Annotated in this window: 24 protein-coding genes and 2 pseudogenes; 12 read left to right on the top strand and 14 right to left on the bottom strand. The window is 42.1% G+C overall.

Annotated features, from left to right (window positions below; genetic code table 11):
• Positions 1-237: 237 nt before the first annotated feature.
• The 3 genes from AC5JMF_RS16460 to der form a co-directional block, all read right to left on the bottom strand.
• Positions 238-1,884 carry a chorismate-binding protein gene (locus AC5JMF_RS16460; protein WP_495796803.1) on the bottom strand — a complete coding sequence of 549 codons (1,647 nt, stop codon included), beginning with the start codon at positions 1,882-1,884 and terminating at the stop codon, positions 238-240.
• 74 nt (positions 1,885-1,958) lie between these two features.
• Positions 1,959-2,885, bottom strand: a complete 927-nt coding sequence (locus AC5JMF_RS16455; RefSeq protein WP_495796802.1) for an energy-coupling factor transporter transmembrane component T family protein — start codon at positions 2,883-2,885, stop codon at positions 1,959-1,961.
• 258 nt (positions 2,886-3,143) lie between these two features.
• On the bottom strand, positions 3,144-4,505 hold the full coding sequence (der, locus tag AC5JMF_RS16450) for a ribosome biogenesis GTPase Der (RefSeq protein WP_495796801.1): 1,362 nt from the start codon (positions 4,503-4,505) through the stop codon (positions 3,144-3,146).
• Positions 4,506-4,638: 133 nt separating this feature from the next.
• Here der and AC5JMF_RS16445 point away from each other — a divergent pair, with 133 nt between their 5' ends.
• Complete coding sequence (locus AC5JMF_RS16445; protein ID WP_495796800.1) at positions 4,639-5,499, top strand: metallophosphoesterase; 861 nt, start codon at positions 4,639-4,641, stop codon at positions 5,497-5,499.
• A gap of 212 nt (positions 5,500-5,711) precedes the next feature.
• Here the strand turns inward: AC5JMF_RS16445 and AC5JMF_RS16440 are convergent, their stop codons facing one another.
• The 4 genes from AC5JMF_RS16440 to sufB form a co-directional block, all read right to left on the bottom strand.
• Positions 5,712-6,971 carry a cysteine desulfurase gene (locus AC5JMF_RS16440; protein WP_495796799.1) on the bottom strand — a complete coding sequence of 420 codons (1,260 nt, stop codon included), beginning with the start codon at positions 6,969-6,971 and terminating at the stop codon, positions 5,712-5,714.
• Positions 6,972-6,984: 13 nt separating this feature from the next.
• Positions 6,985-8,337: a Fe-S cluster assembly protein SufD gene (gene sufD / locus AC5JMF_RS16435; protein ID WP_495796798.1), complete on the bottom strand. Its 1,353-nt coding sequence runs from the start codon at positions 8,335-8,337 to the stop codon at positions 6,985-6,987.
• Entirely contained in the window at positions 8,337-9,125 is a 789-nt protein-coding gene (gene sufC, locus AC5JMF_RS16430) for a Fe-S cluster assembly ATPase SufC (protein ID WP_495796797.1), read from the bottom strand. The genes sufD and sufC overlap by 1 nt, the downstream gene beginning before the upstream one ends.
• A 75-nt stretch (positions 9,126-9,200) precedes the next feature.
• Positions 9,201-10,640, bottom strand: a complete 1,440-nt coding sequence (gene sufB / locus AC5JMF_RS16425; RefSeq protein WP_495796796.1) for a Fe-S cluster assembly protein SufB — start codon at positions 10,638-10,640, stop codon at positions 9,201-9,203.
• A gap of 246 nt (positions 10,641-10,886) precedes the next feature.
• Between sufB and sufR the strand changes: the two genes are divergently transcribed.
• Positions 10,887-11,576: an iron-sulfur cluster biosynthesis transcriptional regulator SufR gene (sufR, locus tag AC5JMF_RS16420; protein WP_495796805.1), complete on the top strand. Its 690-nt coding sequence runs from the start codon at positions 10,887-10,889 to the stop codon at positions 11,574-11,576.
• A gap of 86 nt (positions 11,577-11,662) precedes the next feature.
• Complete coding sequence (locus AC5JMF_RS16415; protein ID WP_495796795.1) at positions 11,663-11,923, top strand: NDH complex assembly factor CRR9; 261 nt, start codon at positions 11,663-11,665, stop codon at positions 11,921-11,923.
• Positions 11,924-11,995: 72 nt separating this feature from the next.
• On the opposite strand, the gene AC5JMF_RS16410 is transcribed toward AC5JMF_RS16415, so the two are convergent.
• Entirely contained in the window at positions 11,996-12,979 is a 984-nt protein-coding gene (locus AC5JMF_RS16410) for a glycosyltransferase family 2 protein (protein ID WP_495796794.1), read from the bottom strand.
• Between the two features lie 178 nt (positions 12,980-13,157).
• Here AC5JMF_RS16410 and AC5JMF_RS16405 point away from each other — a divergent pair, with 178 nt between their 5' ends.
• Positions 13,158-13,466, top strand: coding sequence for a YbhB/YbcL family Raf kinase inhibitor-like protein (locus AC5JMF_RS16405; RefSeq protein ID WP_495796793.1), 309 nt, complete (start codon positions 13,158-13,160; stop codon positions 13,464-13,466).
• A gap of 5 nt (positions 13,467-13,471) precedes the next feature.
• Here the strand turns inward: AC5JMF_RS16405 and AC5JMF_RS16400 are convergent, their stop codons facing one another.
• Both AC5JMF_RS16400 and AC5JMF_RS16395 read right to left on the bottom strand, forming a co-directional pair.
• Positions 13,472-13,840, bottom strand: a complete 369-nt coding sequence (locus AC5JMF_RS16400) for a four helix bundle protein (protein WP_495796804.1) — start codon at positions 13,838-13,840, stop codon at positions 13,472-13,474.
• A gap of 204 nt (positions 13,841-14,044) precedes the next feature.
• Positions 14,045-15,114, bottom strand: a pseudogene (locus AC5JMF_RS16395) (ISL3 family transposase).
• 147 nt (positions 15,115-15,261) lie between these two features.
• Here AC5JMF_RS16395 and AC5JMF_RS16390 point away from each other — a divergent pair.
• A pseudogene (locus AC5JMF_RS16390) lies at positions 15,262-15,495 on the top strand (YbhB/YbcL family Raf kinase inhibitor-like protein); the annotation flags it as partial.
• 62 nt (positions 15,496-15,557) lie between these two features.
• On the opposite strand, the gene AC5JMF_RS16385 reads toward AC5JMF_RS16390, so the two are convergent.
• The 3 genes from AC5JMF_RS16385 to AC5JMF_RS16375 form a co-directional block, all read right to left on the bottom strand.
• The gene (locus AC5JMF_RS16385) at positions 15,558-15,728 is read right to left on the bottom strand and encodes a hypothetical protein (protein WP_495796792.1); all 171 of its coding nucleotides are present in this window, start codon (positions 15,726-15,728) and stop codon (positions 15,558-15,560) included.
• Between the two features lie 75 nt (positions 15,729-15,803).
• Positions 15,804-16,439 carry a hypothetical protein gene (locus tag AC5JMF_RS16380; protein ID WP_495796791.1) on the bottom strand — a complete coding sequence of 212 codons (636 nt, stop codon included), beginning with the start codon at positions 16,437-16,439 and terminating at the stop codon, positions 15,804-15,806.
• A 645-nt stretch (positions 16,440-17,084) separates the two neighbouring features.
• Positions 17,085-17,411 (bottom strand): YbjQ family protein, encoded by a 327-nt coding sequence (locus AC5JMF_RS16375; protein WP_495796790.1) that lies wholly within the window; start codon positions 17,409-17,411, stop codon positions 17,085-17,087.
• A 355-nt stretch (positions 17,412-17,766) separates the two neighbouring features.
• Between AC5JMF_RS16375 and AC5JMF_RS16370 the strand changes: the two genes are divergently transcribed.
• A complete protein-coding gene (locus AC5JMF_RS16370) occupies positions 17,767-18,444 on the top strand; it encodes a tetratricopeptide repeat protein (protein WP_495796789.1) in 678 nt (225 codons plus the stop codon).
• A gap of 6 nt (positions 18,445-18,450) precedes the next feature.
• Here AC5JMF_RS16370 and AC5JMF_RS16365 read toward each other — a convergent pair whose 3' ends face one another.
• A complete protein-coding gene (locus tag AC5JMF_RS16365; RefSeq protein ID WP_495796788.1) occupies positions 18,451-19,353 on the bottom strand; it encodes an ABC transporter ATP-binding protein in 903 nt (300 codons plus the stop codon).
• Between the two features lie 258 nt (positions 19,354-19,611).
• Here AC5JMF_RS16365 and AC5JMF_RS16360 point away from each other — a divergent pair, with 258 nt between their 5' ends.
• From AC5JMF_RS16360 to AC5JMF_RS16335, 6 genes are all read left to right on the top strand, one after another.
• Positions 19,612-19,887: a hypothetical protein gene (locus AC5JMF_RS16360; RefSeq protein ID WP_495796787.1), complete on the top strand. Its 276-nt coding sequence runs from the start codon at positions 19,612-19,614 to the stop codon at positions 19,885-19,887.
• Positions 19,884-20,063, top strand: coding sequence for a hypothetical protein (locus AC5JMF_RS16355; protein ID WP_495796786.1), 180 nt, complete (start codon positions 19,884-19,886; stop codon positions 20,061-20,063). The genes AC5JMF_RS16360 and AC5JMF_RS16355 overlap by 4 nt, the downstream gene beginning before the upstream one ends.
• Before the next feature lie 126 nt (positions 20,064-20,189).
• Positions 20,190-21,785, top strand: a complete 1,596-nt coding sequence (locus AC5JMF_RS16350; protein WP_495796785.1) for a CPBP family intramembrane glutamic endopeptidase — start codon at positions 20,190-20,192, stop codon at positions 21,783-21,785.
• A 925-nt stretch (positions 21,786-22,710) separates the two neighbouring features.
• Positions 22,711-22,986, top strand: coding sequence for a TM2 domain-containing protein (locus AC5JMF_RS16345; protein ID WP_495796784.1), 276 nt, complete (start codon positions 22,711-22,713; stop codon positions 22,984-22,986).
• Positions 22,987-23,073: 87 nt separating this feature from the next.
• Positions 23,074-23,970 carry a hypothetical protein gene (locus AC5JMF_RS16340; protein WP_495796783.1) on the top strand — a complete coding sequence of 299 codons (897 nt, stop codon included), beginning with the start codon at positions 23,074-23,076 and terminating at the stop codon, positions 23,968-23,970.
• A 10-nt stretch (positions 23,971-23,980) separates the two neighbouring features.
• Positions 23,981-25,903, top strand: coding sequence for an Hsp70 family protein (locus tag AC5JMF_RS16335; RefSeq protein WP_495796782.1), 1,923 nt, complete (start codon positions 23,981-23,983; stop codon positions 25,901-25,903).
• The last annotated feature ends 56 nt before the right edge of the window (positions 25,904-25,959 follow it).

Raw genomic sequence — 25,959 nt, 5'->3', positions numbered from 1 at the left:
GAGTGGGGAGTGGGGAGTGGGGAGTGGGGAGTGGGGAGTGGGGAGTGGGGAGTGGGGAGTGGGGAGTGGGGAGTGGGGAGTGGGAAGACGCGGGGACGCGGAGAATAATCAATGACGACAAATGACTATTCCCTATTCCCTATTCCCTATTCCCCATTCCCTATTCCCTATTCCCCATTCCCTATTCCCTATTCCCTATTCCCCATTCCCGTGGGCTGAGCGAAGTCGAAGCCCAGACTACTGATTATCTAACATTTTCAATGCCACCAGTTGTGCTTGAGCTTTGTGCAGAGATTCATACCATTCTCTCTCTGGATCGCTATCGGCAACGATTCCGGCTCCTACTTGTCCCCATACGGTGTGGAAGGGGAAAGATGGGGAAGACGCGCAGAAGTCCTCTGTGTCTCCCTGTCCCTGTGTCCCCGTGTTGTCTTCGATTTGAGATGAGGGGGTTAAGAGTAGGGTACGAATTAGAATATTGAGGTCTAGGTTGCCTCGCCAATCTAAATAGCCGCAGGAACCGTAAAATAAGCTGCGCCGTAGTGGTTCTAGTTGTTCGATGATTTCCATGCAACGAACTTTGGGACACCCTGTAATTGTGCCACCAGGAAATGTGGCACGAATCAAATCGATGGGTGTGCGATCGCTTCTTAAAGTGCCTTGGATGTTGCTGACTAGGTGCATTACATGACTGTAGCGTTCAATTGACAGCAATTCATCAACTCTGACGCTTCCCCATTCACAAACTCGCCCTAAATCATTGCGTTCTAAATCTACTAGCATGATGTGTTCAGCACGTTCTTTAGTATTGCTGAGCAAATCTTGTGCCAGTTGCTGATCTTGTTCCGGGGTGGCACCACGCGATCGCGTGCCGGCAATTGGTCTAGTTTGGGCTTGGCGATTTTCTAACATCACCAATCGTTCGGGTGAACAGCTAATTACTTCTCCCCAAGGCGTCTGCCAATAACAAGCAAAAGGAGAAGGATTGATTTTTTGCAAAGTTTGGTAAATCTCCCACCCAGAAGCTGCTGTAGATGCCTGAAATCGCAATGAGAGATTTGCCTGAAAGATATCTCCGGCTTGAATATATTTTTTTGCCTGATTGACAGCTGATTCATAATCTGCCTGAGATATACACAAATGAGGCGACGGGGAAGACACGGGGACGCGAGGACGCGGTGAGACAGCGCTGTGTCCGGGTTTCCCTTTGCAGGCGACTGCGAACCCGTAGGGGAACGCGGGGAAGTTGTTCTTTGTGTCCCCATTATGGAAACGCCAGTTATCTGAACCGGAAAATCCTCTTACAGTATTCAACTCACCGCGTCCCTGTGTCCCCCCCTCCCCGTGTCCTTCCACCAATTTCTTCTGCAACTCATCCAACCCCCCTACATCACTGGCGGCTAGCCAAAGAAGTTGCTGCCCATGATCCAAAATTGCAAAACAATCTGGTTCATACCAAAAAGCTACAGGAAATGGTAGGGGATCAATTTTTTCACGAGGTAGCTGTTCAATTTCATAAGCTATGTCATAGCCTAACCATCCTAGCCAACCACCGATGAAGGGGAGGGGGGGAGGGGGGGATGAGGGGGATGAGGGGGATGAGGGAGAAATTATTTGTTGGCTGTTTTGTAGTAGATTTTCTAGGAAGGGGAGGACTTGTCCTAGTGGTGGTGTCCACATTTGCACAATACCGTCAATTGTGCGGGGCGCACCTGCACAAATAGAATAACGGCTGAGTTGGGGATGGTCGGTTGGCGTGGGATAGGGACTTTCTAGTAGGGTAGCAATTCCTGGTACAGCAGTAGAGCGAAACAGAGTATTGAAGACTTCAGAACCTGTACGATTTTCTAAAGGGAGCGATCGCCAATACCAAGCATTGGTCATAAAGTAATTCGTAATTCGTAATTCGTAATTAATGCAGGAGATTTTGATCGCACTATCCAAAATCTCAAATCGTGTTAAGCTTCAGTACCTACAGCTAGCCGTACTCCCCAAAATAAGATTAAAAGCGCGATCGCTAGCCAATCACGGGCTTTTAAGCGTAAGTCATGCCATTGCACTCGATGTTGATTGGGACTGGTAAAACCCCTCACCATCATGGCATTAGCCATTTGATCTGCACGTAAAAGCAAATTTTCTAAAAGTCTTTCTGCAACGATCATCCAAACTTTGATTGCTCCTTTAAATCCTAACTTTTTCCAATTAATCGCCCTTGTCATCACAGAACGAACTAAATTCTGAACTTCTTCTAAGACTAAAGGAATAAATCGCAAAGATAAAGTTAAAGTTAAAGCAATTTCTGTGACAGGTAACTTCAAGCGTCGCAAGGGTTGCATTAAGCTTTCTATACCTGATGTGATTTCTTCTGGCGCGGTTGTCAGCAGATATAAGTTGGTACTGTAAATCAAGGTAAATATTATTGTACTGATGCTAATTGCCAAATCTAAAGAGCGGCGAGTAACTCTAACTGGGCCTTGATGAAATAGCACATAGCTGTATTTTTTGTTGTCACCTGCTAGCTTGGGAACAACATTGTTAGTTTTGGTAGTTGCCGGCTGGGTGATGATTTGTTCGTTAGCTGGTAGGCGTGGCTGATAATCTACACCTAATGCATCGGGTGTGATGGCTGCGATCGCTAAGACAAAAAACGAGAGTAATAATAACCAACCCATCTGCTGACGCCATACCCGTAGGGGAATCCGAGCAATTAAGGTAGCAACAATTAACAGTATTACCAACAGCACACGCCAATAATTGTTGGCGAAACTATAGCTTGTCAAAAAGCTCATCAACCAAGCAAACTTGACTCGTGGGTCAATTTTATGTAGCCAAGTTTGGGGTTGTTCTAAATAAAGTCCAAGTGGAAGCGATCGCAATAAATCCATGTTTTGTCATTAGTCAAAATAATTCATAACTATTACCCCCCGCATTCATCCGAGGACTTAAAAAAAGCAGACTATTTTTTATTTCCATCAATTAGCTAAGGGGCTTGTACCATTAACTACGAATTACGCGCTTCGTAGCGTAAAGCCTGCGGCATAGCTTCGCTTAGAGCGAGTCCTCGATAGCGAAGCGTTAGCGACGCAGGAGCGTCGCGTCATTACTAACTACGAATTACGAATTACGAATTAGTAATTATTTAGTTATACGCGGGTAGCACGATTGGCGCTACTGCTTTCGACATCACGGACTTTTTTGCTCCGCCATAATAAACGAATGGGAGTGCCTTTAAATCCTAGTTGTTGTCTAAATTGCCGTTCTATGTAGCGACGGTAGTTGTCATTAAAGCGTTTGGCTTCGTTGACGAATAAAGCGATCGTTGGCGGTTGAGTACTGACTTGTGTACCATAATAAATTTTGCCTTGACGCCCGCCACGTGTCGCCGGTGGCGTATGCCAACTAACAGCGTCTTCTAAGACTTCGTTAATCACTGCTGTGCTAACACGGCGCTTGTGTTCTTGAGCTGCTGAACTCGCCAACTCTAAAATCTTTTCCACCCGCTGTCCTGTCAAAGCACTGACAAAAATAGTATCTGCCCATTCGGTAAAATGTAGCCGCCCTTGCAGAGTTTTTTCGTAGTCATAGATGGTGTAAGAGTCTTTTTCCACCGCATCCCACTTATTGACAACGATGATGCAAGCACGACCTTCTTCAATAATTCGTCCAGCTAATTTTTGGTCTTGTTCGGTGGCTCCATCTATGGCGTCTAGCACCATCAGAACTACATCGGCGCGGCGAATTGCTTTGAAAGCGCGGTTAATGCTAAAGAATTCTGTGCCATATTCGACATTTTTCTTTTTGCGAATGCCTGCCGTATCAATCAAGCGATAGGTTTGTCCATCTCGTTCGATGACAGTATCAATAGCATCACGAGTTGTACCAGAAATCGGGCTGACAATTGCCCGTTCTGATCCCACAAAGGCATTTAATAAACTCGATTTACCGACATTAGGACGCCCCACAATTGCTACTTTAATCTCATTATTTTCTGGGGGCTGTTCTACAGTAGGGATGTGATTAATTAATTCGTCTAGTAGCTCTCCTGTACCGTTGCCATGAATTGCTGAGAGCGGGTATGGTTCTCCTAAACCCAACTCCCAAAATTCGGCAGCTTGAATTAAACCTAATTCTGGGGATTCGCATTTGTTAACAGCCAGTAGTACAGGTACAGGTTGTTGGCGTAACCAAGCGGCGATTTCTTGATCAGCTGGTGTGGGGCCAGTTTGACCATTAACGACGAAAATCGCGGCACTTGCTTCTGTCAACGCCATCATTGCCTGTTGACGAATCAGCGGTAAAAATTCGGTATCATCGTTAAAGACTAAACCACCAGTGTCTACCACTAAAAATTCGCGATCGCCCCAGTAAGCAGGCATGTAAGTGCGATCGCGAGTTACACCCGGTTCATCATGGACAATCGCCGTTTGTTCCCCGGCGAGACGATTAACCAGGGTAGATTTGCCCACATTTGGGCGTCCGATAATAGCAACAATTGGCAATCCCATAAAATCAGGGTAAATAGAAGAGGTAGTATATCACATCTCTACATTCTAGCCACTTTAAGTCTCAGTTTTATTAACCAAATCCAAACAACATGGGGACAGACAATCTAGTAGTGACGCTGATGGAGATTGTGCCTTGAGAAGTCGTAATTGGCTCAGAAAAGCTAGCAGATCTTTTCTAAGTTTAGGATTTTGTTTTTTATTAGGATTTAGTGTATTACTATACGCCAAACTAATTGAACCGAATTGGATAGAGATCAATTCTTTACAACTAACTTTACCGCGTCTGTCTCAGGAATTTGACGGGTATCGAATTGTGCAAATCAGCGATATTCATCTAGATAACTGGATGACTCAAGGGCGTTTCAAACGAATTATTAACTTAGTCAATCAACAAAAACCAGATTTAATAGCAATTACAGGAGATTTTGTCACTCGTTATTCACCAGGTTCTATCCCGTCGCTGAAACCTTCGTTAGATAAGTTCACTCCCAAAGATCAGACGGTGGCAATAGTGGGTAATCATGACTACCAGAACCCGATCGAGAAAATTATCGATGCGATCGCCCAAAGCGGTATAGTTTACCTTGGTAACAATAGTGTTCACACACTCCACCGGGGCAGTGCGATGCTGCATATTGCTGGTGTAGATGATATTTTATACGGTCATCCCCGTTTGGATTTAGTACTCAATCAATTACCCAATGAAGGCGCAGCAATTTTACTAGCACACGAACCAGACTTTGCAGATACCAGTGCGGCTACAGACCGATTTGATTTGCAACTATCTGGACATTCCCACGCTGGACAAGTGCGCTTACCCTTGTTAAAACCGCTGTTTCTCCCGCGTCAGGGGAGAAAATATTATTCAGGACGCTATCAAGTAGGAAATATGACCCTATACACTAACCGAGGTTTAGGGATGACAGCGTTTCATGTGCGATTTGGTGCGCGTCCAGAGATTACAGTGTTTACCCTGGTTGCACCAAAGTCTTAATTGATGGGGAGTGGGGAGTAGGGAGTGGGGAATGGATATGAAAAATATATTAGACCTCTTGGTAAATATTTTTTTGTTTCGCACCTACCCTGTGGCTCTATGCGCGAAACAAAAAAATTCAGGTTTTTACAAGAGATTCCAAGAGTATAGTTCACAACAAGGGAATGAAAATATTTCTTCCCTACTCCCCACTCCCTACTCGCTACTCCCCATTAGGAGAAACTAGCAAAAAAGTCAAGAGTTTCCCGCAATGCTTTGATGAAAACATCAATTTCCTCGCGGGTGTTATAGAAAGAGAGACTTGCCCGTGCGGTTGCGGGAAGACCTAAATAGCGGTGTAATGGGTGAGTGCAATGATGTCCAGAACGAATCGCAACGCCTTCTTGATCTAATAATGTTGATAAGTCGTTAGCGTGGACTTCGGCGACGGTAAATGTAGCCAGTGCGGCTCTACCTTCCCCTTGAGAATTAGGTTGAGGCCCGTAAATTCTAATTTGGGGAATTTGCTTTAGTTGTTGGAACAAATAAGCTGTCAATTCTGCTTCATAAGCATGAATTTTGTCCATGCCTATGTTAGTAAGATAATCTACCGCTGCACCTAAAGCGATCGCCTCGGCAATTGCAGGTGTGCCGGCTTCAAATTTATGCGGTAATTCGGCATAGGTAGAATGGTCTAAAAATACTTCGGAAATCATCTCACCACCACCTAAAAATGGTGGCATTGATTCGAGGATTTCTAGCTTCCCATATAAAAATCCAATGCCAGTAGGAGCGCACATTTTGTGACCGGAAGCTACCAACCAATCACAATCTATTTGTTGTACATCGATCGGAAAATGAGGCACACTTTGACAAGCATCGACTAAGAATTTCGCACCGCATCTGTGAGCAATTGCAGCTATTTCTTGCACTGGATTCATACAACCCAATGCATTAGAAATATGCACGACTGACACCAATTTAGTTTTGTCAGAAATCAGCTTTTTAAACTGTTCCAAATCAAAGCTTTCTTCTGGTGTTAGTTCAACAAACTTTAAGACAGCACCCGTTTTTTGGGCTACAAATTGCCAGGGAACAATATTACTGTGGTGTTCCATCACCGACAGAATAATCTCATCACCCTGCTGTAAATTATTCATTCCCCAGCTATAGGCTACTAAGTTAATCGCCTCGCTAGCATTGCGGGTGTAGACGATTTCCTGACGGGATTTAGCATTGATAAATTGAGCAACTTTATCTCTTGCTGCTTCATAAGCATCGGTAGCTTTAGCGCTGAGACTGTGGGCACCCCGATGCACATTAGCATTGTAATGCTCGTAATAATCCCGCAAAGTATTTAATACGAGCAGAGGTTTTTGTGATGTCGCAGCATTATCAAGATAAACCAGGGGTCTACCATTGATTTCCTGATGCAATATCGGGAAATCAGCGCGAACTGTGTCAGCAAGAGTTTTTGTGTGGGTAAAAATCATTGGTAATTAGTTATTAGTCATTAGAGAATGACTTAAGACTGGTGACTGTGTTTAAGAGAGTGTCTCTTAGAGAATCAACAGGGATTTGGGCAATAATTTCGCTAGCGAAAGCATTAATTAACAATTTGCGAGCATCGTTTTCATCAATGCCTCGGCTTTGCAGGTAGAATATTTCATCATCTTCCAACTGGCTAACAGTAGCCCCGTGAGCGCACTTGACATTATCCGCTGTGATTTCCAACTGGGGCTTAGTATCAACCCTGGCTTTGGGTGACAGCAGCAAATTGCGGTTCAACTGGGCTGCATCTGTTAGCTGTGCGAGCTTCGGCACAAAAATCTTACCATTGAACACAGCATGAGCGCGATCGCCGACAATACACTTATGTAACTGCTTACTCGTCCCATGGGGATAATTCAGAGCCAAGGCACTGTGAGTATCCGCCACCTGATTACCAGAAATCAGCGTCAAACCATTGAGAACAGTATCTGTTTGCTCACCAGTTTGGCAAATCTCCAAATTATGCCGTGACAGTTTCGCACCCAAAGTTATCGCATTACAAATATAGCGACTATCACGACCTTGAGCGATCGCCGTCTTCCCAACATGAAAAGCCGCTAAACTCTCTCGCTCCACCCTAGTGTGACTCACCTGGGCATTATCAGCAATCCAAACCTCTGTAACCGCATTGGTGAGATAAACTTCCTCTTGCTTGGCGTCTTGGCGGTTCGTATACTCTTCAATCAAACTCACCTGCGAACCACTTTCGGCCACCACCAAACAACGCGGTTGCGAAATTATCGGCTTCTCACCAATAACCGTAATAAATATTACATGAATTGGTACTTCCACCACCACATTCTTTGCCACCCATACCACCGCTACATCACCTATACCAGCGGTATTGAGAGCAGTAAAAACCTCTTGCGCCCCCTCAGTTTGAGCTAAATACTGGCTTACACCCTCTTGCTGCGCTATAGATAAATCCGTTAAATTACTGACGGCTACCCCAGATGGTAAATCAGCAACTGCTGATAACTCAGGAGCATAAATCCCATTGACAAACACCAAACGGCTATTGTTCGCCTCTGGCAAAATATCAGGTTGCACAGACGCGCCATGGCACGTCTCTACATGATGGGAAAATTCTATTTGTCGCAGAGATGACAAATCAGTGAATCGCCATTCCTCCTCGCGGGTGGTGGGAATAGTCGCATGACGTACCCAATTAGTAGCGCGATCGCGTAATTCTTGCAACCACCCCTGTGTCTTAGACGCAGTTACCTGATTTAACAACCCAGTTAAATAAGCATCTCGCTCCAACAAATCAGAGTTAGGAATAGGGCTAGGAGAAACTTGACTTGTCATTACACACCCACCTCAGCCGCAAAATCTGCCAGCACCCAGTCATAACCGCGAGATTCCAACTCTAGCGCCAGTTCTTTACCACCACTGGTGAGAATTCGCCCATTTGCCATGACATGTACAAAATCCGGCACAATATAATTAAGTAACCGTTGATAGTGAGTAATCATAATCGTGGCGTTTTCCGGGCTTGTCAACTGGTTTACCCCATTAGCCACAATCTTTAAAGCATCTATATCTAAGCCGGAATCAGTTTCATCCAAAATTGCTAACTTGGGTTCTAGTAGCGCCATTTGCAGAATTTCATTGCGCTTCTTCTCACCACCAGAAAACCCTTCATTCAAGCTGCGATTGAGGAAAGCGGGATTCATCTTCACCACTTCCAGCTTTTCCTCAATTAAATCGTCAAAATCAAAAGCATCGACTTCCTCTAAGCCTTGCGCCTTGCGACGAGAATTATACGCCACACGCAAGAAATCTAAATTGCTGACACCAGGAATTTCTAAAGGATATTGGAACGCTAAAAACACCCCAGATCTTGCACGTTCCTCTGCTTCCAATTCCAATAAATTTTGTCCTTGGAAAATTACCTCACCGCCAGTCACCTCATACGCGGGGTGTCCTGCCAGTACCTTAGAAAAAGTACTCTTACCAGAACCATTCGGCCCCATAATCGCGTGAATTTCACCGGAGCGGACTTCTAAATTTACACCCTTGAGAATCGGCGTACCATCAACTTCAGCCGTCAGATTTTTCACCGACAGCACAATTTCGCTATTTTCAATAATCATGTTCTCTCTCTGTTCTAGTTTGTAGTTGGCGCTTTAGCGCCTTGATGACTGCACTAAAGTGCTGACTACAAGCAACTACCCAACACTACCTTCTAACTTCAGGCTTAAGAGCTTATCAGCTTCTACAGCAAATTCCATCGGCAATTGATTGAACACATCTTTGCAAAAGCCGCTAATCATCATTGAAATCGCATCTTCTGCCGAAATGCCTCGTTGAGCGAAGAAAAACAGCTGATCTTCCCCAATCTTGGAAGTAGAAGCTTCATGCTCTACCTTCGCAGTGTTATTTTGCACTTGGATGTAGGGGAAAGTATTTGCATGGGCATTATCCCCAATCAGCATGGAGTCACACTGAGAATAGTTACGCGCTCCTTGGGCTTTCGGGTTCATTTTCACTAAACCCCGGTAACTATTACTAGAGTTACCTGCCGAGATTCCCTTGGAAATAATTGTACTGCGGGTGTTTTTCCCGACATGAATCATCTTGGTGCCAGTATCGGCTTGCTGCATGTTATTTGTCAGTGCCACCGAATAAAACTCACCCACTGAGTTATCACCAACCAACACACAGCTAGGATACTTCCAAGTAATCGCTGAACCAGTTTCGACTTGAGTCCAGGAAATCTTAGAGTTTACGCCTTGACACAAACCGCGCTTGGTAACGAAGTTATAGATACCGCCTTTGCCGTTGGCATCACCAGCGTACCAGTTTTGGACAGTTGAATATTTAATTTCGGCGTTATCGAGGGCAACAAGTTCTACAACTGCGGCGTGGAGTTGGTTGCTGTCATACATCGGTGCGGTGCAACCTTCCAAGTAGGAAACATAGCTGCCTTCTTCAGCAACAATCAAAGTCCGCTCAAATTGTCCGGTATCACCAGAGTTGATTCGGAAATAAGTAGACAGTTCCATCGGGCATTTAACGCCTTTGGGAATGTAAACGAAAGAGCCATCACTGAAGACAGCAGCATTGAGGGCAGCAAAGTAGTTGTCTGCTACAGGAACGACGCTACCCAAGTATTTTTGGACTAATTCTGGATGTTCTCGGAGGGCTTCGGAAATTGAGCAAAAGATTACACCATCTTTTGCTAATTTTTCTTTAAAAGTAGTGGCGACAGAAACACTATCGAAAATCGCATCTACAGCAACGTTGGCTAGTCTTTTCTGCTCAGACAGGGGAATACCCAGCTTTTCAAAGGTTTCTAAGAGGGTAGGATCAACTTCCTCTAAACTATTGAGTTTTTCTTTCTTGAGTTTTGGCGCTGAGTAATAAATGATATCCTGATAATTAATTGGAGGATACTTGACGCTAGGCCACGTTGGTTCTGTCATCTTTTGCCACTGGCGATAGGCTTTGAGACGAAAATCTAGCATGAACTCCGGCTCGTTCTTCTTCGCGGAAATCAAGCGAATAACGTCCTCGTTTAGCCCACGCGGAATAGTATCGGCTTCAATCTCGGTGATAAAGCCGTACTTGTAGGGTTGGTTGACTAGGGTTTTAACAGTGGCACTCATCGGCAATAGTCTCTTGTGTTCGGCAATTTAATCTCTTTAGGGATGGGAGACGGGCTGGAATTTAGCCGATTCCCATTTTGTGAAACCGTTTGGTAACACGGCTGTTAGAATAAGGATAGAGAATAAAACAACAACTATGTTGTTTAATGTATCTTCATTTTACGCTAAATTAACAACAACAATGTTGTCAAAGTCAGATTTTCAAAAAAAATTTTTGTGACGTTCGCGCAGCGTCTGCACCAGAAGATGACGACTACCCACCAGTCCTCAACCAAACAAGATATTTTAGAATATCTCTTGAAACACTCACAAGCAAAGGCTTTTGAGCTAGCAGCCGTTTTAGATGTCAGTCCCCAAGCGATTCGCCGCCATCTCAAGGATTTGGAGGCGGAAGGGTTAGTCTTGTATTCAATATCAGAGCAAGCTGGGATGGGGCGTCCGCAGCATGTTTACCAGCTGAGTCGTCAGGGACGCGATCGCCTACAAAAAACAGCGAGCGATCGCTTTGGCGATGGCTACGGTGAATTTGCCGTTTCGCTGCTGGATACTTTAGCGGAAACAGTAGGACACGAGCAAGTAAAATCGATTTTACAAAAACAGTGGGAACGCAAAGCTCAAGAATACCGCGATCGCTTGGGTAATGGTTCACTAGCAGAACGTGTAGCCAACTTAGTCAGATTCAGACAAGCCGAGGGTTTTATGGCAGAGTGTCACTCTGTAGACAGGGAGAACTTTGGGGATAAGTTAAGCGATCGCTTCATTTTAACCGAGCATAACTGCGCGATTTCCAACGTTGCCGAATCCTTCCCCAGCATCTGTGGTCATGAATTAGAAATGTTTGCCGCTGTTCTACCAGATTGTACCGTAGAGCGTACCCATTGGATTATTAACGGCGAACATCGTTGTGGCTACCTCGTACAAGCTCGCAAACAATAGTTTAATAAATTAAGTTTATTTTTTGAGTGGTATAAAAATACCTACTTCTTCCCCACTCCCCACTCCCCATTCCCTACTCCCCATTCATGGACATCCCACCACAGCAATCTTCAACACAATTTTTAACCTTAGAAGAGTCAGCAAAAGTAGACGCTGCTTTGTTATCTTCCCCAGAAAAGTTTTTAACAAGATTAACAATTTCATCCCTCAAGCTTTTGCAGCATATCGCTCAAGAGTACAGCGTTGCCATTGAAGATTTAACAACACAACAGGTAATCGCCTGGTTTGAAAAAGATAGCAAGCTTAGACGCGAACAAGGAATTGAAGCTTCATATCTGAAGTGGTGAAGCCGTCAAAGGGACTAAGGGGATGAGGGGGAAATTTTCTCCGCATCCCCGCGTCCATTCCCCAATTCCCATTTAAATTTTCTGATGTTGATCCTTGACAAATAATCGAGTCACTATCCTCTCGAAAAATCCTCGAAAATTGAGATAAGTTTGGGATTGAACTCGCCAAGGTAACAAACTCAACATGAAATTTTGTATGGGTTGCAAAGGAACTAGGCGATGGCGATTTGCCCAGTTGTAGCCAATAGTCATAAATTTAGCGTCTTTTGCTAAACCCCATTTTTGTTGAAAGTAGCTCAAAGAAGCTTGATTCCAAGCATCACTCCAACGTAATAAAAAATAGGGCAAATCGTACCATGCTAACGGCACTGGTAGTACGTAAACAACTATACTATCTGGCTCAAAGTAAATAGTTCCATCTGCTGCATTTACTGATAGGCAAAAATCGGATTCTTCAGCCATGCTCATTAATTTTTCATCAAAATAGCCTATCTTTTTAAAGATAGCAGTACGTACTAAAACGCAATGAAATTCTATTAATTTAGTTGGCTCTCGTAACAATTGAGATTTCACTGTTGGTAAGAACTTTTTAGCATATCGCCGCTGCTCATATAAATCTAGTTTGCCATGTTGATTTTTAAATTTACAGTAGCCACCTGCCATATGAATATTTTGGTTTTCTAATTTGCCATCCAAATATAGTGGCCCTACAACCCATGCATCTGTTTCTTCAGCGCACTCAACAAGCTTATTCAACCAGCCTGGCGTAACTTGGACATCATTATCAATAAAAACAACGTATTTTGTATCAATATAAGGTAATGCTAAATTACGTGCTTGATTAGGAGATAAATAATTTTCTGTACGAATTAAACGAAATCCTTTTTTTTGGGCTTGTGCTTCTAGATAATATTTAATTTTTTGAGGCGAATTTCCATCTATATAAATCAATTTAAATGATATATCAGTATGCGCGTAAATACCTTCAAGTGATTTATATGTATAACTAAAGCGCTCCCGTGGAACTACTACAACGGTAACTTGAGGTTCTAACATCTAGTTTAAGTATTTTTTGGTATTTTTATTTTGTTCTCTGAGTATATACTTCCAAAAAATAAAAATTATGAACTTGCTGTATATTCTTCCGTAGTTTTATTTAAAACTAAAGTATAGATATCAAGTAAAAAACTTTAAAAAAAACCCTTAATTATGAAGATATATAAATGGGGAAACTATGAAATTAGAAAGTAGTGCCTTTGAAGCTAATGACATAATTCCTGCTCGGTACACTTGTGATGGTGAAGATATCTCTCCGCCTCTTTTGTGGGATCAAGCTCCAATAGGAACAGAAAGTCTAGTATTAATAGTTGATGATCCTGATGCACCCGGTAGAACATTTGTTCATTGGGTTGTTTACGATATCCCTGCTACAGTTCGCCAATTAACAGAACGAATTATAGGTTCTTGGCAACTTTTGGTGATCTTGGGTGGGGAAAGGCAGAAGGCAGAGGGCAGAAGGCAGAAGAAAGAAAGGAATAAGTAGTAAGTTCAAGCTTTAAGTTTGTTTAAACTTGCAACTAATATACTTTGCATTTCCTCAACTTCATTTAATAGGGGTGTGAAAAGATTTTTCTCGGCTAAGTCTACTTCTTTCGCAATGATTAATTGCGTATCTAGTTCTCTCAAGGAGCCTAATGCAATATGTAAAAACTGTATGTATTCTGGCTTTGACCGCCTACCATAGCCTTCTGCTATATTAGATGCTACAGATACAGAAGAACGTCGGATTTGGCTGGTTAAACCATACAATTCTGACTGAGGAAATAGGCGGGTAAATTTATAACAATTGATAGCAAGTTGAACCGCTCTTTGCCAGATAAACTGATTTCTTTGAAGAAGGCAGAAGGCAGGAGGCAGAGGGCAGAAGGGACAATTAAGAAGGGGATTCAGACCCCTCCTTAATTGGGGCCACTGAACTTCGTTTCAGTGGGGGTCTTAAACCCTTACTCCCTCCGGTCGTGGCAGAGTGCAGAAAACAGTATTCCTTCTGCCTCCTGCCTTCTGCCCTCTGCCTTTCTTGATAACTCATATAATCAAGTGTAAATTGTCAAGATTTTCTCCTTAAATAGCCAACAAAAACCGTCGCTCCAGTAAATCTATTTTGGCGCGACCATACATCTGCCGCTTTAACATTTTCAGTCGATTAATATGTCCTTCAACGGGGCCATTGCTGACTGACATAGTTACACCTGTTTTCACAGCATCGTAGTCAGACTCTAAACTAACAGCAAAGGAGCGCAACAAAGAAACAGAGCTGTTTTTAGCTTCACGACGTTCGGTAAAAGTTGAGCTACGCAAGTAATTGAATACGGTAGTTTTAGAAACTCCCAGCTCTTGAGCGATTGCTAGCCCTGATAAGCCAATAGACCGCAGTCTCCAAACTTGCTCAAGACTTGATAGAGCGTTTGAGATAAGTTCTGCAATAAGTGAAAACGGTCTGCAACTTGAATGGCTTCTGGTGCGCCTTGACGAATACCACTTTCATAAGTTTTTGACCGATCTCGTGAGACGACTTTGACACCAGGGTGGGCTTTTAACCATTCTGTCAAGGTTTCAGCCTTAGCATCTTTTAGTAGAGCAATTGGTCTACTACGTTCTAGAGCAATTAGTGCTGTGCCGTAAGTTTTACATTTACGAAAGCAAAAGTCGTCTACCCCAAGAGTATGTGGCGTTACGATTGGTGGCAGTGGGATTGAGCGGACTAAATTTAACAGTGTGTTGCGAGAAACTTTTATCCCCCATTGCTGTAAGAGTCTTTCCCCTGCTGCACCACCATTAGCTAAACCAATCACACTCAGTCGTTGAGCTAAACGTAGAGTTTTTCTAGCCCAAGGTGCGGTTACATTGGTCAGCCTTTCTGTAAAAATGCGTCGTTTACACAAACTATTGATGCAAAAAAACTTCCTTACCCGTAACTGTAAGGTAATGCTGTAATCAGCCCAGGGTAAGTCTGCTAATAAGCGTTCATAGCGACTATGAATTTTTTGAGTTAGTTGGTTACAAACTGGACAGTTAACTACTCTACTGATTGCGGAAACAATCAAATTTATCTGAGTTTTTATCTTGTCAAGTTGGCAATTCTCAAGTCTCAGATTGCTTGAATCTGGTAATAGGTGAGTTAGCACCGACATAGAACTTGTTGAGGCTTATACCTCAAATGTTTGAAGGAGTGAAGTTTGAAGTATCTCGATTATATCTTTCTGACTTCTGACTTCTGCCTTCTGCCCTCTGCCTTTCCCCAACCTAGATCACCAAAAGTTGCCAAGAACCGAATTATACCTACAAAAACTCTACCTAATGGTGGATTACAAGGAAAAAATGATTTTGGCAATTTTGGTTATGGCGGCCCCTGTCCACCTAATGGCAACCATCGCTACTTTTTCACTCTTTACGCTATAGATCAAAAGTTGGGTTTAACAGCAGGTGCTAGTAAAAAACAAATCTTATCAGAGATTAATGGTCATGTTTTGGCAAAAGCAGAATTAATTGGCAACTATAAACGTCAATGTTAATTCAATATAACAGACGTGATTTTTAGGAAAATACATCGTCACATCTGCTGTCAATGCATAAGTTATAAATAATAGACTTCTTGCAAAAATACTTGAACCGTCAGAGACTCAAGTCTCTGCCTAATAGCAAAAGTCCGTTGAAACGGACTAAAAATACTGTTATTAGTCGGTTGAAACCGACTTGAGTTATCAGCCAGAAAATAAATTTTCTGGCGAGTATCCGACTTTTGCAAGAGGTCTAATATAAAAGCACCTGAAAATAGGTGCTTTTAAAAATAATGATATTGAGTGACTTTCTCAAACAAATTCTATGGATTGTAAGTATTAGTAGTTCTGGGAGTACGAGTTCCAGCAACGGCTCCAATGAGTGATGCAATTAAACCTAGCAGAGAACCAAATACGAACCACCATAATCCTCTAGCAGTTGTATTTGCAACTTCACGAGCCTGCTGAGCGCTGACGTTTGCTTGCGGAACATTCACTGTGCCTTGTTGTTGCACTTGGTTAATTACTTCCCCAGCATTAGAAGCAGCTATGCCAAATGCACCTGTGACACCAGTTGCTAATAGCCAAGAGCTAACTGCTAAAGTGGTTGCCCACAGAATTGCACCGTTGAGTAAAGCTGTGTTGCGGTTCATTGGGCCACAAGCACGAGCTGTAAACCACCCACCAGTAAATAACGATATTAATAAACCAATAGTTGACCAAATTCCGACATTGCCGGCAACATCAGACGCATTTGTTCTTGGTGCGCCCGAACGAGCAATAGTATCAGCTCCAATCGCCGCAAACAATGCGCTTAAGATTAATTGAGTAGCTAAAGCAATTAATAAACCGGAAATTATAGGGCCCCAGCGAACGCGATCGTGATAATCAGCTACTCGACCTACTACCGCAGGCTCTGTGGAAACAACATCATCACCCACTCTATTTACGTATGACATAGTTTATCCTCTCTACTACTTTTTTAAGCAAAGCTTTTACTCAGGTATAATCATGCTTATATATAGAATTAAATTCCTAATTGTGGATTTTAATATCTATCAGCAGAAAGACTTATCAGCTATCTCTTTAGTCTGAACAAATTAATAAAATTTAATAAGTTTAAATTTTCATCTTTTGAGTATATGTACTAAATAACCTCAGATTTCTTGTATTTGCTCTAGATAAATTATTAAGAGGATATTTTAAAAGTTTTGGGCGAATATAATTCGCTACTACACAAGCGAAGTCAACCTCCTTTGGAAAACACGGAAAATCGAGTTCTTGAAACCCACGGAGGTGGGTTTTGTCTGTATAGTCGCGATTTCTCATCGCCGGGGCTAGTATTAATTTAGACTTTACAAACATTCTCTAAAATTCAACATAACTATAGAATTGAATTGTGAGAAAACACATAGTCAAATTTTATTCATCCCAGGCGATTAGAAATCGCCCACTGATTTCTAAATTTCTCACGAATGATTTAGGATTGCTATATTAAATATTTCAACTATTATTTAAAATGCGTAGCTAAATTAGAAACAATACAAACTCTGTCACCACAATTAAAATATTGTAAATAAAGTATTGGCTCCTGAGCAAAAAAGCTAGCGCATCTTTACAGCAGTTCCTGTTGCAGTAATCAATAATAAAACTCCTGACTGATCGATATTGATTGTACCTGTATCAATTTCAATTCCGATCACGGCATTTGCTCCTAAACGTTGCGCTCGTTGTTCCAATTCTTCTAGCGCTTTGCGTTGACCTTGCTCAAATAGACGTTCATAGCTGCCGGTACGACCTCCCACAATATCTCGAATACCAGCTAAAAAATCCCGTAAGAAGTTGCTGCCGTAAACGACTTCTGCTGTCACAATGCCTAAATAGGATTCAATCACAGCTCCTTGAATCACATCGGTGGTAGTTAAAATCATCAGTTAGCCTCATAAACAGCATATAGATTGATCGTATCGTGTTATGTCTAAAGAATTGAGGATTAAATGATTTGCTTGTCTGACTTTGCCAGTCATCAGTATAACTTCTGACTAACTCAGCAGTCTTTTTGAGAACACCTTAGTAAAAACTTGAGTATGTTTGTAAGATATAGTTAATTATCAATACTACACATTTTATGGTTCAGTAAAAACTCTGAAAATATAGTGTTAGCTACAGGCAGGAAGCAAATATATTATTAACATTTATAAATGCGAATAAATACAGTTTTCAAAGTTATATAATTTTGTTTTAATATACAAGAAAAAAGATTGCTAAAATTTCAGGAATTTTACTGTGTACAAACCGAGATTATTTGCATTTAGTGTTATTTTATTAGGGTGTTTTGCAGTAACAATACCTACGATCGCTCAGGCTGAGGTATTGACGGTGCAAGCCAAAAACTCAGAATTAAAGCAACTACTAGAGGAAGGACGGAGATTAGTAGATGCTGGTGATTATAATGGAGCGATCGCTGTTTATCAACAAGCAGCAAATATCAATCCAAAAAATGCGAAAATTCATTCTGGGATTGGCTACTTACAAGCTCAGCAAGGAAATTACCAAGCAGCATTAACAGCTTATCGTCGTGCGATTGCGATCGCACCCCAAAATGGTGATTTTTACTATGCTGTTGGTTACATCAAAGCAAATTTGGGAGACACTCGTGGAGCGAAAGAAGCTTATCGGCGTGCCATCCAGCTCAACCGCAATAATGTCAACGCCTATTTAGGATTAGCCGTAACCCAATCGCGCATGGGAGATTATGTGGCAGCTGGCTGGGCATATGAGCAAGCACTCAGCTTAGATAAGAATAATCCTCAAACTTACGAGTTGATGGGTTCTATGTATAAACAAAGACGACAAATTAAGCAAGCAAGTAGCGTACTGCAAAAAGCCCGTGACTTATACAGACGACGTAATGACTCAGATGGCGTGGATAGGGTAGAAACCATGCTCAGAGGCTTAAGGTAAATGAAATTAATCTAACTGGCGTCCCGTCAATTCCACGAAAATATCTTCTAGGTTAGAGGGACGTACCATCATTCCGGTTTTATCGGGCTGTTGATTTAAGTAGATGTTCGCTTCTTCCAGAGAAGGGAAAAACATATATTCCCAGCGATGTGCGCTATCACCTCTTGCTTCAGACACACTTAATTGCTTCATCACCAAGCCTTCACCGTGAGCAGAATGTAACTGTTTGAGTGTCCCCAAAGAAATTAGCTTACCGCTATCCATAATACCGATGCGTCCGGGCTGAGTAGAGCCAAAAGCATCACACAAAAATTCGACCTCATCCATATAATGGGTCGTTAGTAGCATTGTCATCCCTTGCTTATTTAAATCCCGAATAATTTCCCAAAGGCGTCGCCTAGTCTGGGGGTCTAATCCTACCGTCGGTTCATCGAAAAACAAAATTTGCGGTTGATGTAATAAAGCTCTCGCTATTTGTAACCGTCGCTTCATACCCCCAGACAGGATTCTTACCAAATCATCGCGTCTATCTGCTAGCTCGACATACTCTAGCCATTGATTAATTAGTTGCTGTCGCTGTGGGTTGGTAATGTGGTGTAGTCTGCCATGCAGCTCCATATTCTCCCAGACAGTTAAATCTTGATCTACACTGATTTGCTGTAAGACTACGCCGATACTCTGCTTTGCTAGTGTTGCTTGGCTCACCACATCATAACCGTTAACTTGTATCCGCCCTTGGGATGGTTTTGTGAGTGTAGTTAGCATCCGAATTGTGGTTGATTTACCTGCACCATTGGGGCCAAGTAGAGCAAATATCTCTCCTGTTTCAATTGTGAATGAAAGGTCATTAACTACAGGTATGTTGTTGTAAAACTTGTGGACGTTTTCTAGCAAGACAGCAGCCGTCATGGATCATTTGCTCACACTGTTTTATGATTTACACTACCATGCAGCTCCAACAATCTTGGAAACTGCAAAGGATAAAATTGATAATTGATAGTGACAAAAAGAGTTTAGTTAGGCTTTGAGAATTTGTAATAGCGATCGCTTCTCCATAACAGTCACATTTCAACTAAACTACTAACTGCTAGCTAAACTTCCATGTAATAAATCAGGCATAAAAATCCCTTTTCTTTAGCCCATAGTCCCTAATCTCTAGCCCCTATTATGAAAGACTTTCTGCCCATAACAATTCAACTTTCCCCGAAAGAGGGTTCTATCTTATTAGCCGAGGCACAAAAACGCAACCTTTCACCTGATGTTTTTGCATCTCAACTGCTTAAAAACAGCATTGCTCAAATTCCGGACTTCAAACATCAAGCAGCCCTCGACGCACTAGTTCAATTAGATGAACTCGTCAGTCGTTTACCGCTAGTTGATGCAGTAGAGCTTGCGCGTAGCAGTCGTGAAGAGTTAGAACAACGAAGTGAGTTTTGTCAATGACGGTGATTGTAGATGCCAGCTTACTTGTTGTGCTGGTTAACCGCGATCCTCGCCATGAAATTGTCCGACAGCAGTTTCACACCTGGATTACTCAAGCAATTGAGATGCACGCCCCAGACTTAGCATTATACGAGGTTGCTAATTCTTTAACACGGTTGATCCGGGCAAATCTTTAGACGAACACGATATTATTCTTCCCTGTTAAGAGTTCCCTTGCAAATAATATCTGTCCACTTCTTGCTATTTCTTGCGATAATTCCCAAGGGGGACGCGCTCTCGACTGGTGAGTCAAAGGGGGATAGATGACATTGAAGCGGTTACTTTTGATTGTAATGACGGTGGTAGCGATCGCGTCTACTGGTCTGTCTCTATTCAGCAGTTTGCAGGAGCCACAGTTCCAAAGTCGTCTAGAATTATACCAAACCAATCTTGGTCTGCAAGCTACCTATTGGCAATCAGAAAACAGCAAGGATGAGGATTCACAAGGAATTCGAGCAGCAGTACTTGGTGAAAAGCCTCTGGAAAATGCTACTAACCAATATGAAAAAGTACGGGAATCGGTTCAAACTAATTTAGACAAGTCTAAAAATCAACTATTACAACTGAGTTCTCAACCAGTTACCACTCCCACATCCCCTAAACCTGTACCAGAAACTCCTCCTATTACTGATACTTCTCGCTCCACACAACAGCAACAGTTGCAGCAGTCTCTTAACCAACTGCAAAAATTCCTGGGCGAATTGAACTTGCGCTTAGGCATTCTCCAAGCAGAACAAGGGCAAACAGATACAGCCCTTAAAACTTGGCAAAACTTGCAACAACGCTCAGATATCAATCCCGAATTTGGGGAAACAGCCGCAGCGCTGAGCGGACTGTGGAGTGATCCCCCGCGTCTTTTGCCAAATGCCCAACAGTTAATTCAAAATAATCTCGATGGTTGGTTTCGCTCTACTGCTTTGGAACAGTTATACCAACTCCAACAACGTCAAGAAGCTTTATTAACAGTTGAAGCCGCAGCGGTTGCAGCGGCAGATCAAGCTGTGATCAAATTAGCAATTATTGGTATTATCCCAACCTTATCGGCTTTTATCGGTTTGGGACTGATAATTTATTTGATTGGTCAACGCTTGATGAAGGGAAAAGCTGCCTTATTGGCTCAAAATGCTGATGTACCTTGGTCAACGCCTTGGGATGTGGAAACAATTTTGCAAGTTTTCGTCCTGGGGTTTGTATTAATGGGGCAACTTTTTCTCCCCCCGATTTTATCTTTGATTTTCTCGTCGCTGCCGATCGCGCGTCCCATTGTCAATGTCCGTCTCCAGGCTTTCTATGGTGTTTTTGTGCCTTATGTGGCGATCGCATCCGCTGCATTGCTGGTAATGTATTACTCTATCAAGCGCTACCTCCCACTCCCGGAATTCTGGTTTCGCTTCCGTTTTCGGGATAACTGGTTTTTGTGGGGGTTGGGTGGTTATTGCGCGGCTTTACCGATAGTTGTAGTAGTGTCACTGATTAATCAACAACTATGGCAAGGACAAGGCGGTAGTAATCGCCTACTGCAACTGGCGCTAGAAAGTCAAGATGGCATAGCACTTGGCATATTTTTCTTTACCGCCGCCATCGCCGCACCGATTTTTGAAGAAATTTTGTTTCGCGGTTTTCTGTTACCTTCTTTAACTCGTTACTTCCCCGTCTGGGGATCAATTATGATCAGTAGCTTGTTATTTGCGATCGCTCACCTCAGCTTATCGGAAATTCTACCCCTGACTGCGCTAGGCATAATCTTGGGTATAGTTTACACGCGATCGCGTAACCTTCTTGCTCCGATGCTGCTTCATAGCCTCTGGAATAGTGGCACGCTCCTCAGTCTATTCATCTTAGGTAGCAGTAGCAATTGACACTTTTAGCTACGGTTGACTAAAATAGAAATATCTGATTTTATCTGCATAGGTAATAAATATTTACTAGTTATAGTTAGTCATAAGCATGAATGCTAGCTTAAAGCCAAATATGCTTGAGGCAAAAGCAATCTCATACCAATTCGCAATTAAGAAAGCTGGATGTCACAAGGGTTTGATTGTGTGTCTGTCGCCTTCTATTCTCTAATTGGTATCAGTAATGTTGTTAGATAAATTGCAAATTATTTAACTAAGCACTGATTGTGATTTGAGGTGAATCATTGAGATGTGAATCACGCCTGAAGTGATGACGGCTGTATTTATTGGCATTGCAAATTCTGTTTGCGCTCATGCAAGTGGCGATCGCAACTAATATTAGGTTCGCTTAAAGACTTATCATTAGGAATGACACGGGGACGCGGTGACGCAGTGACGCGGAGAATTTTTAATAATAAGTGATTAGCCGAACTTGATACAAGAAGAGGTTACTAGATATATGGAATATTTCTATTGCACGTCTACATGACTTATGTAGTCTGTCCTGATTATTGCTACTAACCCAAAACAGTCCGGAAATAATACTGATGAATTTGGATAAATTAGTACGGCGTAGCAATTATTGCTGATTGTTAAGTTGATGCTTCCCAAAAGAAATATTTACTTAAAAATCTGCAAAATAGCTCTAGCAGTATTTGTAATTAAAAATACCAACATTCATCCAGCAACATGAGGGTTACAAGCAATGTTAGGCGACCTTTTCCGTCTCATGCTGCCAACCTTGTTGTGAAACTTTGGTGAATGATTTTGGGACATGCTTCTACTGAGAATCAAGTAAATATATATTCATTCTGACGATATATCTGCTTGTTTTCATAACAATACATACTTTAATTTTATACCTTCCTAATTAAGGAGCAGCACTTATATGGCAAACCTCAATCCTAGTCATTCCACTAAACAACTTTTGGCTGGCTACTGTGGCATTATCTTTGGAGGTTTTGGAGTTCATAAGTTTATTTTGGGGTACGCTCCAGAAGGCTTTATCATGCTAGCGATTTCTGTCATTGGAGGTACTTTTACTTATGGATTTAGCCTGATAATTATGCAATTAGTAGGTTTAATTGAAGGCATGATCTACCTCAATAAGTCTCATGAAGAATTTGTTGATACCTACTTTGCTAATAAACAAGGTTGGTTTTAGAATTTCTAATTTTACAATTGAATTTTTATTTGAGACTTACAAGGGTGCGTTACACTGCGTTAACGTACCCTTGTATTTTGGAAGTAAATGAAATCAATTAGTACACTTTTTAGCGAGGAACGTAACCAACTCCAGATAGAGATTGATCATACAACCAGCGTTGAGCAAATAGTTAAGCTGGTTCAAAATCGACTCGATAATTTTGAAAGAATTTACATTAGTGAGCTAAATGTCACTCAAGTACGTTTGGCTGCTTTTTTCTTGGATACATTGCGACAATCAATCGCCACTCTCACTGCGGCTAACTTGCAAAAAGTCGCTCCCACAGAGCAAAAACAAATTACTAGCCTAGTAACAAATTCTCCCAATCGGCTCATCCTAAAACTGCTCAAGGCACTTATATATATAGGAATTTTAAGTTGGTTGTTCTATTTAACTGAAACTACCCCTGGTGCTTGGATGGGTGTCTTGTTAGCTTCTGTGCTATTGGGGTTGGAAGCTTTGCTGCAACTCGATAAAAGCAATTCAATGTCTGTTGAGCAACTAGAGTTAGCTCAATCTGTCTTGCGGGTTGATAGCAGAATCCTTTTAGACAACCTTGCCGATGCTCTCAACACCATCGACTTAGCAGTTGCGAGATTTACAGAAGGCAATAAACAGGAAGATGACCGGGGGATGGAAGAACTGCCAGAGTTATTAAATTTCCTACAAAGGCTAATAGGTGCATCATTTTTGGATAAACCGCAAATGGTGAGCGAACTAGCGAAACTGCTGCCACAAATTTTAATGTCTCAGGGAATTCGCGCTCAAAACTATCAACCACAAGATGCTCTTAGCGATCGCGCATATTTTGACTTTGAGCCAAGTATCGATTCATCCACCAAAGATTATATAACCATCACTCCGGCTTTGCTCAAAGGCGATCGCTTGCTGAGGCGCGGTCGAGTCATTGAACCAAAATATTCCGAGGTTAGAGAGTCATAATAATAAGAGTATGGAAATTCTAGAAACAATCGGTTTTGATTTGGGACACGGTGAAACAGCTGTAGCCAAAGCGATAGTAGAAAGCATTGAACCTCCCCAAATGCTGGAAATTAATCATAAGAAGAATCAAATCACAGCTCTTGGTTGGCATCCTCAACTGGGTTATCTTGTCGGAGAGCAAGCATTAATTCAAGCCGATGTTACCCAGCTGACAATCTCTTTTAAACAAAAACCAAATAATGATCCCAAGTATCGAGAGACAATTACCACTTTTATTACCACCTACTACCGTCTTTTAAAAGAAAGTAAACAAATAGAAGGCGGAGAAACTAGCTACTTTTATGTTGGTTGCCCTTCGGGATGGTCAGTTAGCGAACGAAATGAGTATCAAAAATTACTTCAAGAAGCTGGGATTCCTCAATTAAATGTTGTACCCGAATCCCGTGCTGCTTTTATGCAAGCCAAGGAAGCCGGGAAGTTGGAGTATAAAAAGCTGATTTCATCAGTGCTAATTGTCGATATTGGTTCTTCGACCACAGATTTTACTTTGGTGAAAAGCTTAGAAGAGGTTCCCATCGATTTTGGTAATAATACTTTGGGAGCATCTTTGATTGATCAAGCTCTTTTTGAGCAGACTCTCGCCAAGCACGCACAAGCATCTTTGCTAGAAAAAGTATTTGCTGAATATCCGCATCACCAAGCTCGTTGTGAACTTGCTTGTCGCAAAACCAAAGAAGATTACTTTTCTAATGAACAGCTATACAACGATCCTCAAACCTTTGCGCGTGGGTTCGAGTCGATTAACGAACAGATCTATTTTATTCCCCAAGTCAACAAATTGTTGATGAGTGAAATTTTAAACCAACCTCTGCCGCAATTGGGGCAAAATAGTTGGATGCGATCGTTTCGCTTGGCACTCAGCGAGGCAAAAGAACATTTAGATAAACTTGGCATTGTACCGAAACTGGTGCTAATGACTGGCGGTGCATCTCGGATGAAGTTTACGCACCAAATTTGTCAAGAAATCTTTAGCGAACCAGAAACGCTGCTGCGTCCCGACCCCGAACCGGAACGATGCATTGCCTTGGGTTTAGCGCGAGTAGGACGATGGGATTTGCGTGCCGCTGCTTTTAAACAAGAAGTCAACAAACTATTTGATCAAAACTTGCTCAAAGAGTTAATTGAAAGACATATTCCAGAGTTAATTGAATCGTTAACTAAACCACTAGCAGATAGTTTAATTGAAAACGCAGTCAGACCAGGGATAAAAGACTGGCAAAAAAACCGAATTAGGACTTTAGCCGATTTAGAAGTATCGATGAAGAATCGAGCAGAACAGTGGCTGCAAGGCGATATTGCTCAGCAGATAATTAACAATCAATGCATCATTTGGTTTAACAATAAAATCCAACCAGACTTAGCCACGCAAACAGATCCAATCTGCCGCAAGTTTCAGATACCTAGAAGTAGTTTAAGGTTTGAAGATAGTATCGACCCTGATTTTGTGAACCCAGAGTTAAGAATTGGAGATGCTATCCTTGCTGATACCGTAGCGTTTATTATCAATGTCTTAATTGGCGGAGGCACAGTTGCTAGTATCATCACTCTCATATTAACTGGACACTTAACTTGGCCGATCGCATTAGTTTATGGGGCTTCAGTGATGGCAGCAGGAATGGAACTAAATCGCAAGAGTGTGCAAGAAGCAATTAAGACAAATGTAGATATTCCCAGTTGGATGCGTTCTAGTTTTTTGAGCGATCAGAAAATTGATGATATGTGCAAGCAAATCAAGCCTGAGTTAGAAAAGGTGCTGCAAGAACAATTGATAGCAAATCAAGAAGCTTTTGACAAACTAATTGAGAAAGTAGGACAAGGATTACAAAAAGCACTTGCTGCCAAAGTTCAAGAGGCAATAATTTTGATTCAATAAATAGGGACTGGGGACTGGGGACTGGGGACTGGGGACTGGGGACTGGGGACTGGGGA

Source organism: Desmonostoc vinosum (genome assembly GCF_059505385.1).
Note: the sequence above shows the minus strand (reverse complement) of the source record. Positions and strands in the feature narration are given on the sequence as shown.